Origin of the sequence: Catenibacterium faecis (genome assembly GCF_014306455.1) — a bacterium.
In the GTDB taxonomy this organism is placed as follows: Bacteria; Bacillota_I; Bacilli_A; order Erysipelotrichales; family Coprobacillaceae; genus Catenibacterium; species Catenibacterium mitsuoka_A.
Genome location: NZ_JACRWG010000035.1, coordinates 1 through 12,367, shown reverse-complemented (window position 1 = coordinate 12,367; position 12,367 = coordinate 1). Strand labels below are relative to the sequence as shown.

General features: G+C 34.1%; 14 protein-coding genes, 1 other RNA gene and 1 other annotated feature. Of the genes, 1 reads left to right on the top strand and 14 read right to left on the bottom strand.

All coding sequences use genetic code 11. The annotated features are described in order from the left end of the window. Positions 1–84: 84 nt before the first annotated feature. The 9 genes from H8909_RS08545 to H8909_RS08505 all read right to left on the bottom strand — a co-directional run bounded on the left by H8909_RS08545 (position 85) and on the right by H8909_RS08505 (position 5,571). A complete protein-coding gene (locus tag H8909_RS08545) occupies positions 85–636 on the bottom strand; it encodes a TetR/AcrR family transcriptional regulator (RefSeq protein ID WP_187012517.1) in 552 nt (183 codons plus the stop codon). A 51-nt stretch (positions 637–687) separates the two neighbouring features. Next, complete coding sequence (recA, locus tag H8909_RS08540; RefSeq protein ID WP_432269760.1) at positions 688–1,728, bottom strand: recombinase RecA; 1,041 nt, start codon at positions 1,726–1,728, stop codon at positions 688–690. A 38-nt stretch (positions 1,729–1,766) separates the two neighbouring features. Further along, complete coding sequence (locus H8909_RS08535; RefSeq protein WP_022424179.1) at positions 1,767–2,222, bottom strand: CinA family protein; 456 nt, start codon at positions 2,220–2,222, stop codon at positions 1,767–1,769. Position 2,223: 1 nt separating this feature from the next. Beyond that, positions 2,224–2,814, bottom strand: a complete 591-nt coding sequence (gene pgsA / locus H8909_RS08530; RefSeq protein WP_022424178.1) for a CDP-diacylglycerol--glycerol-3-phosphate 3-phosphatidyltransferase — start codon at positions 2,812–2,814, stop codon at positions 2,224–2,226. Position 2,815: 1 nt separating this feature from the next. After that, positions 2,816–3,730, bottom strand: a complete 915-nt coding sequence (locus H8909_RS08525; protein ID WP_187012515.1) for a helix-turn-helix domain-containing protein — start codon at positions 3,728–3,730, stop codon at positions 2,816–2,818. 120 nt (positions 3,731–3,850) lie between these two features. Next, positions 3,851–4,155: RNase P RNA component class B (gene rnpB / locus H8909_RS08520), an RNA gene on the bottom strand. A 12-nt stretch (positions 4,156–4,167) separates the two neighbouring features. Next, entirely contained in the window at positions 4,168–4,506 is a 339-nt protein-coding gene (locus H8909_RS08515) for a DivIVA domain-containing protein (RefSeq protein WP_022424176.1), read from the bottom strand. A gap of 59 nt (positions 4,507–4,565) precedes the next feature. Beyond that, positions 4,566–5,288 (bottom strand): DUF554 domain-containing protein, encoded by a 723-nt coding sequence (locus tag H8909_RS08510; protein ID WP_238928256.1) that lies wholly within the window; start codon positions 5,286–5,288, stop codon positions 4,566–4,568. Between the two features lie 28 nt (positions 5,289–5,316). Further along, the gene (locus H8909_RS08505; RefSeq protein WP_006505469.1) at positions 5,317–5,571 is read right to left on the bottom strand and encodes a fatty acid kinase subunit FakA-related protein; all 255 of its coding nucleotides are present in this window, start codon (positions 5,569–5,571) and stop codon (positions 5,317–5,319) included. An 83-nt stretch (positions 5,572–5,654) separates the two neighbouring features. Between H8909_RS08505 and H8909_RS08500 the strand changes: the two genes are divergently transcribed. After that, entirely contained in the window at positions 5,655–6,797 is a 1,143-nt protein-coding gene (locus H8909_RS08500) for a nucleotidyltransferase (RefSeq protein WP_187012514.1), read from the top strand. Here the strand turns inward: H8909_RS08500 and H8909_RS08495 are convergent. From H8909_RS08495 to H8909_RS08475, 5 genes are all read right to left on the bottom strand, one after another. Next, complete coding sequence (locus tag H8909_RS08495) at positions 6,760–7,527, bottom strand: Cof-type HAD-IIB family hydrolase (RefSeq protein ID WP_187012513.1); 768 nt, start codon at positions 7,525–7,527, stop codon at positions 6,760–6,762. The genes H8909_RS08500 and H8909_RS08495 overlap by 38 nt on opposite strands. A 31-nt stretch (positions 7,528–7,558) precedes the next feature. Next, positions 7,559–9,946, bottom strand: coding sequence for a phenylalanine--tRNA ligase subunit beta (gene pheT / locus H8909_RS08490; RefSeq protein ID WP_187012512.1), 2,388 nt, complete (start codon positions 9,944–9,946; stop codon positions 7,559–7,561). 3 nt (positions 9,947–9,949) lie between these two features. Then, positions 9,950–10,984 carry a phenylalanine--tRNA ligase subunit alpha gene (gene pheS, locus H8909_RS08485; RefSeq protein WP_040389820.1) on the bottom strand — a complete coding sequence of 345 codons (1,035 nt, stop codon included), beginning with the start codon at positions 10,982–10,984 and terminating at the stop codon, positions 9,950–9,952. Between the two features lie 34 nt (positions 10,985–11,018). Next, positions 11,019–11,222, bottom strand: a binding site (T-box leader). A 149-nt stretch (positions 11,223–11,371) separates the two neighbouring features. Further along, the gene (locus H8909_RS08480; protein ID WP_022424170.1) at positions 11,372–11,692 is read right to left on the bottom strand and encodes a hypothetical protein; all 321 of its coding nucleotides are present in this window, start codon (positions 11,690–11,692) and stop codon (positions 11,372–11,374) included. A 1-nt stretch (position 11,693) separates the two neighbouring features. Next, positions 11,694–12,158, bottom strand: coding sequence for a YqxI family protein (locus tag H8909_RS08475; RefSeq protein ID WP_117459249.1), 465 nt, complete (start codon positions 12,156–12,158; stop codon positions 11,694–11,696). Positions 12,159–12,367: the final 209 nt, after the last annotated feature.

Genomic DNA, 12,367 nt, shown 5'->3' with positions numbered 1-12,367 from the left:
ATAAATGTGCTAAAAAGCACTAGTTATATTATAATGTATTTATATTCACTTTTCAATCATACTTTAACGTAAAAAAGCAGTCTTCTATCTAGACTGCTTACTTGTTTTAAGGGGATTTGTCATCAACAATATGGTATTAAACTTATCTAGAAGTGCTTCTAATTCAATATCGTTGTTGTTTTCAATAAAATTATGATCTATGCATCCCATAATCGCATATGTATAAAATAGAATGAGATTATCAAATTTTTCATCTGATATATTCACAATAAAGTTATCCAATAAATATTCTGTAAATATTCTTTTAAATACTACAAACAGATAATGATCTAACTGATTACGGTTCATTGAAAACGCAATATGTCTAATGGCGCGACGATTTTGCACTAAAAAATTCAAAGCAACCTCAGAACATTCACTCCATGAAGCACCTTCTTCAAACATCCGTTCAATGGTCACAACATGATTATTAAAGACAGATTCAATCAAAGAATATATATCATCAAAATGATAGTAAAAGGTATTTCTATTAATACCACATTTATTCGCAATATCCTGAATCGTGATCTTATCAAGAGGTTTTTCTTCAACAAGTTCTAGGAATGTATTGATTATAAGCTGTTCTGTTTTTTTCATATTTACACCACACTTCACTAAAAGGCGGAATATTCCGCCTATTAAACGAGACTATTGGGCAGCTTCATCCACTTCTTCAGTGCCAAAGAGCTGTGCTTTAACTTTTTCTTCCACTTCTTCAAAGATAGCTGGATGTTCGATAAGGAAGTTTTTCGCATTTTCCCTTCCCTGTCCGATTTTCTCACCATTATAAGCATACCAGGCACCTGATTTTTCTACAATATCACCTTCTACTGCTAAATCAAGAATTTCACCATCACGTGAAATACCTTTACCATAGATAATATCAACCTGAGTTGTCTTAAATGGAGGTGCTACTTTATTCTTAACAACCTTGATATTGGCTTTATTACCAATAATTTCGCCATTCTGTTTGATCTGTTCACTTCTTCTAATTTCTACACGTACAGAAGAATAGAACTTCAAGGCACGACCACCTGTTGTTGTTTCTGGATTTCCATACATAACCCCAATCTTTTCACGTAGCTGGTTAATAAAGATCACAGTACAGTTTGTCTTATTCATAACACCTGAAAGTTTTCTTAAAGCCTTACTCATCAAACGTGCCTGTAAACCAACTGCTGCATCTCCCATTTCACCATCTAATTCCACCTGTGGAACAAGAGCTGCGACCGAGTCAATAACAATCAAATCAATCACACCAGAACGCACCAGCATTTCAGCAATCTCTAATGCCTGTTCACCACTATCTGGCTGTGAAAGAATCAATTCATCAATATCAACACCTAAATTCTTTGCATAAACAGGATCAATGGCATGTTCTGCATCAATGAACGCTGCTTTACCACCCTGCTTTTGTGCCTGGGCAATCGCATGTAATGTAAGAGTTGTTTTACCACTTGATTCAGGACCATATATTTCGATAATACGGCCTTTAGGGTAACCACCAATACCTAATGCTTTATCAAGAGTTAAAGAGCCTGAAGGGATGACGTCTACATCCACTGCTGTACGGTCTCCAAGACGCATAACAGACCCTTTACCAAATTTCTTTTCAATTTGACTAATTGCATCATCTAACGCTGCATCAGTATCTTTGACTGCAGTTTTCTTTTCCTTCGCCATAAACATATACCTCCATACATATTCATACGACAATTATTTGTAAATTACTTCAAAATTTCAGAAATCTTCATTTTTCCGATTGCAAGAGCTTGTTCTACAATCTGTTTACGACTGCCTTCTAGTTCATATTCATATGTATGAACTTCATCCTTATAGGCAATTCCAATATATATCAAACCGACCTTCTTGCCTTCCATAGCATCTGGACCTGCATTACCTGTAAATGAAATACAAAGATCTGTATCAAACATCTTCTGTCCATTGATACACATAAGGCCTGCTACTTCATTCGATACTACACCATAGGTATCAATCACTTCCTGAGGGATACCTAATACCTGATGCTTAATAATTGTCTGATAACTAACAAGACTTCCCTTATAAACAGCAGAAACTCCTGGAACTGATCCAAGAGTTGCCGCAAAATTTCCTACTGTAAAGCTTTCAACACTAGAAATTGTTACATTCTTTTTTATCAACAATCTAACTAAATCTTCCATATTACATACTCTCCATGATTAAATCTCTATTCTTCCAGAAATAATCAATACCAGATAATAATGAAACGCATGCTGCGATATTAATGACATAATTCGCAAATGGGATATCCCAGTGTGCAAAGATTGGATTATTTAATAAGAGAAGACAAATACCCACCATTTGAGTGACTGTCTTAAGTTTTCCATAAATACTAGCAGCAAGAACTCTATTAGAACTAGACGCAACAAGACGTACACCATCCACGAAAGTATCTCTTAAAAGCATAACGATTAAGGCAATGACTGACATCTTATTGTTCCAAGTAAGAAGAATAAGTGCTGAATTTACAAGCATCTTATCAGCAATAGGATCCACAAACTTACCAAAAGTAGTGACAAGATGATTTTTTCTTGCAAGATAACCATCTAGAAAGTCTGTAAGAGATGCTCCTAAAAATACAATAAAAGCTAATAACTGAATGACAGAGATATCAGTAAAGAGAATATGAATCTGAGGCACACTGATATCTGTAAAATAAGGACATAAATATAATGCGATAAATACTGGCACAAGACATAAACGTGTTACTGTTAAACGATTTGGTAAATTCATCTTACTTCTCCAATGTCAAATAAGTATATTTAAGTCCTGTTTCTGCCTTTTCTTCATCAGTTAATGGAACTTCTACATCATCCACATATACCTTAACACCAGACTGTTCACCACTTACAAGTCTTAATGTGCTAAAGTCTGCTGTATTGAGTGTTAATTCAACACTGTCGCCTTCATTATAAACCTTACCTTCAAACTGAGTGTATTTAGTACGGTTTACATAAAGACTACCCCAGCACTTCTTAGAATATTCAACCTTTAATTTAAAAGTCTGTGCATTTGGATCCTTTAATTTAAAATTATAATTTAAATCACTATTTCTTGTATAAGTCACTGCAGGTACAGTTTCTTCTTTTTTCTTCTTTTCAGTTTTCTTTTTAGAAGGCTTCTTAGTCACTTCACCTGTTGCTGTCTGCTGATCACTTGTAAATGATGGCACATTTGCCTTAGACTTTGTTTTACTAATCGCAAAGAAACCTATACAGAAAATCATCGCAACAAGTAATACAATAATAATCACTCTAATCACATTCAAATGACTCTTATCACCTACGACACCTTTATTATTTGTAAATGAAGGCTTTTCAAAACGGAAAGCTTTTGCTTTTTCCTCATCTGCAGATAACTTTTTCTTTGCATGCTCATTCTGTGCTTCTGCTTCCTGTAATTCTTCTAACTCAATTTTCTGAGTTAAATTTAAATATTCATTCTGTACTTCTTTTTCATTTATATCAAGAGCACGGCAGATTTTTCTTAAATACATCTTCATATAGGCTTCTTCACCCTGATAATGGTCAAAGTTGCCATTTTCTAAATCTTTAATTATTGCGATTGAAAGCATTGTCTGTGAAGATAATTCTTCTACAGATAATCCTTTTTCCTCTCTTTTCTGTTTAATTATTTCACTAATATTCATCTCTAAGCCTCCTTGCATTCATATCAAGTCTATTTAACCACAAATAGTGTCATTTTACAACTATTATAGATACACAAAAAAAGACGGTTCCCAATGGAAACCATCTATGAGTCTGCTCTTATAAGCCGTGTTCTGTTTTTCAACTCATCATTTATCTTAGATTTCTCTACCTAGCATCCGTTCAATTCCTTTTGCTAGACTCCCCTACCAAAATTTGGGTTTCTGCCTCGTGAAGTTTACCCCTTTTCACCCTGTCATTTCTAACAGTATTCGTTTCTGTGGCACTTTATGGCTAGTTCCATATCTTAAGACTTAGGCGTTCACCGTTGTCATTTCTGCCTGAGGTTATTGGCCTCAGCACGATCACTACTATCATCTCAGATAGTGGCAGCACGGACTTTCCTCTGTTTCCAGCGATCAGTTCTCGCAGACACATATTAATCTTTATTTTTATGATAGACTTCTCTTTCTAATTGAGAAATACGTCTGAGGACATCGACATTGTTATTCAAGCTCTCTTCCATGACGTGTGCATTATCTCTTTGATCCTGTCTTTCTCTTAATAATTCATTGAGTTTTCTTCTCAAAGCAGCATTCTCTTTTTGAAGACTTTCAATTTCATCATAAGATTCATTCAACATAGATTGAAAATTTAGATAATCTTCTTTCACAATATCAAGATAACTGTCTACTTCATTTGCGCTATAGCCCTTTGTTTCAATAGAAAATTCTTTATTAAGAATTCTTTTAGGACTTAATCGAATCTTGTTTTCCATCGCCGTCACTCCTCATAAATATTCTACAAAAAACAAAAAGAAATGCAAGTAAAAGTTTCTTACAACGGAAAAACAGTGCATATACATGCAACAATTAAAGCTGGTAAAAGGTTAGCGACACGAATTTTTGTATCAAATACCAGATTAACACCTACACAAAATATAAGTATTGAACCAATAAAAGAAAGTGCACTCATGGCAGAAGCAGTAATATAGGGACTAATCATACTTGATAAAAGAGTGATTATTCCCTGAAATAATCCAACAGGTACAAAAGCAAATAAGCATCCCTTACCAAGGGTAGCACTCATCACAAGAATAATCACAAAATCAAGTATTGCTTTCGCAAACAGAATAGAATGATTTCCATGAACCCCGTCTTCAATAGCCCCAACAACAGCCATAGCACCAATACAGACTGCTAATGAAGCTGTCACAAAACCATCTACAAACTTATGATCCTTTGCATTGCCTGTTTTAATTTTAAGCCATTCACCAAAGTGAATCATCTTGCCATCTAAGTCCAGCATTTCTCCTACAATCGCACCAAGTGACAATGAAATAATCATCATCATAGTACCCTTTGTATCGATAGTGCCACCCTTTATTACAAGCATTTTACTTAATGCTCCTGCAATACCTATGAAAATAACAGCGACTCCATCTGCTTTCATCAATGTATTCTGCATTGATTCTTTAAGATGATTTCCAAAAACCATCCCTGCAATACCGGCTATAATAATAGCACTGCAGTTAATGATTGTACCTAGTCCAAACATCATAAACAAAAACTTTCATCAAAGATGAAAGTTATCCCTTCAGACCTCTAGATTGACGATCCATATCTTCTACTACGATGTCATAGATTTCACCTAAAGTAGAACAATATTCTAATAACTGCCATGGTTCATTTGTATGGAAATGAATCTTAATTAAGTCTTCATCACCTACTGCAAGAAGGCAGTCTCCTTTAAAATGTTCAGTGATATAATCATTGATTTCATCTTCATCTAAATCATGACCATCAATTAATAACTGTGTATCATATCTAAATTCTAAAGCCATATTAATAATCCTCCTAATACAAAAAGTATATCATTATTTGTATTATCAGTCCATTATGATACAATACTTTTTGAGGTGATTCCATGAGAATACTAGGTATTATTACAGAATATAACCCCTATCATCTAGGCCATCGCTTACATCTTCAGGAAGCTAAAAAACTAATTTTGCCTGATTTAACTATATGTGTCATGAGCAGTTCTTTTGTACAAAGAGGAGAACCGGCAATGATCAGTTATCAAAAAAGAGCCGCAATCGCAATAGAAGAAGGCATAGATATCGTTATAGAACTTCCTCTTGTTTATGCCTGTCAGAGTGCAGATTATTTTGCGAAAGGAGCCGTCACATTACTCCATGAAATGGGCGTGACTGATCTTGTATTTGGTAGTGAGGATGGCAATATAGAGACATTCTTAGAAATAGCTGAAGGTATTGAACAAGACCCTGATACTTACAATATGAAAGTTAAAGAAGGTATGAAGGATGGATTACGTTATCCTGATGCTTGTAATCAAGCATTGCAGTTTATTTTAAATAAGGAAGTGAGAACACCTAATGATTTATTAGGACTAAGTTATGTCAAAGAGGTGGTTCATAATCAGTATCCTATTTCCATGCACTGCATTAAGCGTACCAATGATTATCATGCAAAAAATATTGAAAGAATTTCTAGCGCCACATCTCTACGCATTGCACTCAAGCAAGGAATTGATGTATCCCATCAATTACCTGGATATGAAACTTATAAAGACTCTCATTTCTTTACTCTAGAAGAGTTCTACCCTTATTTAAAGTATTTAATTACCTTTACTCCTCTTGAAGGGCTTCATATGATAGAAGAAGGTTTGGATGACCGCTTGTATAAAGTGAATCAAGAAACTTATAGTCTAGAAGAGTTAATTAACAGTTTAACAAGTAAACGCTATACAAGAAGCAGAATACAAAGAATGCTTATTCATATTCTTCTTCATAACACAAAAGATGAAATGAAAAAAGCCATGGATATTGATTATATTCATATTCTTGGCTTATCTGCGAGTGGACAGCGTTACATCAAAACAGCTAAAAAGAATACAGAATATAAAATCATCACTAACATCACAAAACATAAGCATCCTGCTTTAGATATTGAAAAAAGAGGGGCACAGCTTCTTGATCTAGTGAATCCAGGCTTTTTTAAAGAAACAATTAAAGCGATTCCTTATCGTAAAATTGATTTAAAATAAAGGCAACACCATCATCATTATTACTTAAAGTAACATGATCTGCTTTTTCTTTTAAGTCATCAGGGGCATTGTCTACGACATAACTTACCCCTGCAATATCTAACATATCTTCATCATTATAATAATCACCAAAGGCGATTGTATTCTCTAATGGAATTTGATAATGATGGGCCACCGTTTGAATCGCATTGGCTTTAGTGGCTTCTTTATGTGTGATTTCTAGATAATAAGAAGCACTACGTGTTATATGTAAAGAAGGATATGTTTCCTTTAAATAAGAATTGATATGGCCAATAGATCCAATACAGACTATTTTATGAATGGTCTGTATTTTTTTTATGTCTTCTAATCCAATCTTAATCGATATTTTACCAATATAAGACTCTTCTATCGCATGATCTTTAAAATATTGATTTGTAGAATACCAGTTATTACCATCATAAATATTCCAATCTAAATCATCACAATAAGAACATATATCATAGACAATATCCGTTGGTATTGTATAAGAGATGATTTCATCCTCTAAAATAATCAGTGCACCATTATGAGCTACCAAAGGTGCTTTATAAGGGACAAATGATTGAATACTTTCAGGAAGTCTTGAAGAGATAGGAATAAATAAATCATCATGTTCATACACCTTCTTTATAGCCTGTAATGTCATATCAGAAAGCGTATTATCACTATGAAGGAGTGTCCCATCTAAATCCGAAAAAATCAGTTTCATAAGTAAAAAAAGATCAGTGCAAGCACTGATCTTAACCTCTTAACACGGCGTTATGGTCCTTCTTGCAGGCTTCAAGAATTTTTTCCATAGCTGAGTTGATTGTTGCGTCATCCAATGTACGAGATGGATCCTGGAATAATAGTGAGATAGCCAATGACTTCTTACCTTCTTCCATATGTTCACCTTCATAAACATCGAATACTTCTGCACTCTTTACAAGCTGTTTGCTTGCACGTTTGATTGTCTTAACTACATCTGCAGCAGGTACTTTTGAATCAACAACTAAAGCGATATCACGAGATACTGATGGATATAGAGGAATAGCCTTGAATTTTAATGCACGAGTACGTAATGCAAGAATAGCTGTTAAGTTCAATTCTGCCACATATGTATCATTGACTTCATAAGCCTTTGCTTTTGCAGGATGTACCTGTCCGATAACACCTACAATTTCCTTACCCATCTTGATATAACCACTTCTACCTGGATGGAAGTCCTTATTATCTGCTTCTACCTTTTCAAAAGTATAACGTGATTCTTCAATACATAATTTCTTGAATAATGTTTCTACAAAGCCTTTCACAAGATAGAAATCAACGGCTTCCTTCTTACCCATCCAAGGAACATTGACATAGTCTCCACTTACCGCAATTGCTAAGTTAGATACTTCCTTGTCAGAATATGTATTCGCAATTTCAAAGATGTTAACATCCTTATTTGAATGTGCATTGTTGTAATGAATTGTCTGTAAAAGAGAACCAATAAGCGATTTTCTTGCAGCGCTTCTTTCTTCACCTAAAGGGCTCATTAACTTAACTGTATTGTCTAAAGAATGGAATAAGTTGAATTCATTGACAGTTGCTTCACTTGTTAATGTATAAGTTAATGTTTCATGTAAACCAAGGTCTACAAGTGTATGTCTAATTAACTGTTCTTTAGACTGTTTTGGTGTTAAGACACCATCTGTCATATTCATGACAGGTAAAGTAGTTGGAAGATTATCATATCCATAGATACGTGCGACTTCTTCCACTAAATCTGCATCCATAGTAATATCATTACGATATGTAGGAACAGTTACAGTAAATAATTCATCTTCTAATGTATATTCAAAGCATAAGCTATCGAAGATATCAGATACTTCTTTTACAGTTAATGAAGTACCTAGTAAGCCATTTACTCTTGATAATTCGATAGTGACAGTTCTTCTTGTTTCATCAAGAGGTGTATGTACTGTTTCATAAATAGTTTCAGCATCCGCAAGCTGTACTAATAAATCAGTGCAGCGATCTAATACCTTTAATGAACTCATTGTATCAATAGCACCCTTGATATAATGCTGTGATGCATCTGTTAATAAGTTCATACGTCTTGCTGTATTTCTTAATGCAGCACCATCAAAAGTTGCTGCTTCAATAACGATATTTTTAGTATTCTCATCAATCTTAGTGTCATTACCACCCATAACACCAGCAACACAGCCAATGCCATCATCAGTTGATACAATAACATCTTCAGGCAAGATATCATATTCATTTTCATCAAGAAGAACAGCCTTCTGATTGAATCCAGTCTTGATGACGAAAGCCTTCTTTGCAAGCTTATCATAGTCATACATATGAATAGGCTGACCTGTTTCAACCATGACGAAGTTTGAAATGTCTACAATATTATTAATAGGCTTAATACCTGATGCAAGTAATGCATTTTGCATCCATTTAGGTGATTCTTTAGTTTTTACACCCTTCACTAATTTAGCGCCAAAGAATGAGCATAAAGGAGTTTCTACATGAACTTCAATTTCACTCTTTTCTTCAGGATATTTCTTGATTTCTGGTAAAATAACTTTTCTACCTAATACAGCAGCTGCTTCATAAGCTAAAGACTGCATAGCCATACAATCAGCTCTATTTGGTGTTAAACCAATATCAAGAATATAATCATCTAAACCAAGATAAGTTAGTGCTTCTGTACCTACTGGTGCATCTTCTGGTAATACATGAATACCAGCTTTATCTTCTTCTTTTAATAAACGGTTATCTAATCCAAGTTCAGCAATAGAACAGATCATACCATCAGACTTTTCGCCTCTAATAGCACCTGAAGAAATCTTACCGCCTTCAAGTTCACATCCTGGTAATGCCACAATAACCTTTTCACCAGCAGCCACATTAGGTGCACCACATACAATCTGTCTTACTTCACCAGGGGCAGTTTCTACCTGACAGATATGAAGATGGTCAGAATTAGGATGTTCAATACATTCCTTTACATAACCAACAACAAGCTTAGTCCCTTTCGCAAGAGGTCCCTGTCCTTCTACTTCTAATCCAATACGAGTGATCTTTTCTGCAAGTTCTGCAGGATCTTGATCATCTACTTTCACATATCTATTTAATAAATGTAAACTAGCTAACATATACTACTCCTTTCTTTCGAACTGTTCTAAGAATCTTAAGTCATTATTGTAGAAATCACGGATATTATCAATATCATATTTCAACATAGCAACTCTTTCTAGTCCGATACCAAATGCAAATCCCTGGTATTCCTTAGGATCAAATCCACACATTTCTAATACATGAGGATTAACCATACCAGCACCTAATACTTCAATCCATCCAGTACCTTTACACATAGCACAGCCTTTACCACCACAGTTGGCACAAGAGATATCTACTTCTACACTTGGTTCTGTGAATGGGAAATAAGAAGGTCTTAAACGAATTTCACGCTTTTCACCAAACATTTTCTTAGCGAAAACATCTAATGTACCCTTTAGATCACCCATAGTGATATTCTTATCGATGACAAGTCCTTCACACTGCATGAACTGATGTGAATGAGTGGCATCATCATCGTCACGACGGTATGTCTTACCAGGGCAGATAACCTTAATAGGACCTTTACCCTTAGCTTCTAACATAACATGTGCCTGTACAGGAGAAGTATGTGTTCTCATTAATGTATTTTCATCAATATAGAATGTATCCTGCATATCTCTTGCAGGGTGTCCTTTAGGTAAGTTCATTAATTCGAAGTTGAAATGATCTGATTCTACTTCAGGTCCTTCAGCTACCTTATATCCCATACCTAGGAATAATTCTTCTAAGTCTTCCTTAACACGTGTTAAAGGATGTACAGATCCTACTGGTAAACGATTACCTGGTAAAGAAATATCAATATCTTCTGCAAGTAAACGTTCATTTAAAGCTTTTTCTTCTAAATAAGCTTTCTTTTCTTCAATAGCCTGTCCAATTTCCTGTTTAGTCTTATTTGAAACCTGTCCAAATGTTTTTCTTTCTTCAGGAGCCATAGTCTTCATTGATTTCATAGCAGCCTGAATAGGTCCTTTTTTACCAAGATAGAATACACGTAAGTCATTTAATTCTTTCGCATCAGCACATGCAGAAATTTTAGCAAGTGCCTCTTCCTGGATTTTTAATAATTCATCCATATGTTTCCTCCTTAAAAAATTAAAAAGCCGTTCCAATAGGAACGACTTAAATCGCGGTACCATCCTAAATTCATATAGCATACACTATATGCACTTTATCACTTATAACGTCAGTGTTACGGCGGGGATTAGCCGCACTCCAAGGTGAATTCAATAATATCTTATAAGAAGATTTCCACCAGCCTCTTCCTCTCTCAATATAAGTATATTACATACTAGTCCTTTTCTTCGTGTTCTCATGTATTATACCTAATAATTAGGAAAAAGACAAGACGAAATCTAATCTATCGAACAATCCTCTGAAATCTAATCTATCGAACAATCCTCTGAAATCTAATCTATCGAACAATCCGTCCTTCTTTTGCATTTTATATGCATCTCTAATAGTTATTCATCTGTAATTACATAATCTTTCCAAAACAACAAAAGCATTTTTTTAAATTCACAATTATCCAAATTTGGAAAATCTTTTACTTCTGAATATATCTTTTCTTTCCAAAATAAATATTCAGACATTGTATGCTGCATTGAATACTTATTTAAAACCATCATAATTTTGTTCCTTGTCAGAAAAGAAATATCATGTTCTAAACAAAATAAACTTGTTGACTGAATTTCTTCTCCATATATTTCATATAAAGCCGAAATCAACAATTTATTTTGTTGATATAATTTTTCCATTGATAATTTATAATCGTCTTCTCTCATATTAAAATAATGTCCATTCTAATACTTCTCTAACAGCATTTGCCACATTAGCCGCAACAGACCTACTACCACCTGCATTAATAATTGCTCTAAAAATAGCATCGTAAACAGCTTGCCCTGGTATTTCCGACCATTTTAATAACGGTTTTAATGCTCTTGTTATAGGTGTAAAAAATTTATTTACATTTTTTGCTACAGTTTTACCAGCCACCTTTTCAGCAAAATTAACTAATCTTGCCTTATTATTTATAGCTTTTTTTACTGCTTTTTTTGCAATTTTTGTAAAAATATTACGTGAATTTTGATTTACAAGATAATCACTTTCTTCTATCGGTTCCATATATTCAGTTTCATATTCTATTGTATTTATAGCATATACTGTCATTGGAGACAATGTAAAAACAGCGCTGCAAGCAATCGATAAACACAAACCACCTACAACAATCATATTTTTTATATTCTTCATAAAATTTTCCTTTCTTTTGTTTCAAAATTTTGACCATTATATCATCATATACATTAATTTTCAATTAAAAACTATTGATTTCAAAATCCCCTCTGATTCCAATATGATAATGTCTTAATGTATCCAAGTTGATATTGTCCCAATTGGGACAATATCAACTTGCCGTGTTAAACTATAACCTCCAGGGGAGGTTATTATGAGAAAGGTTG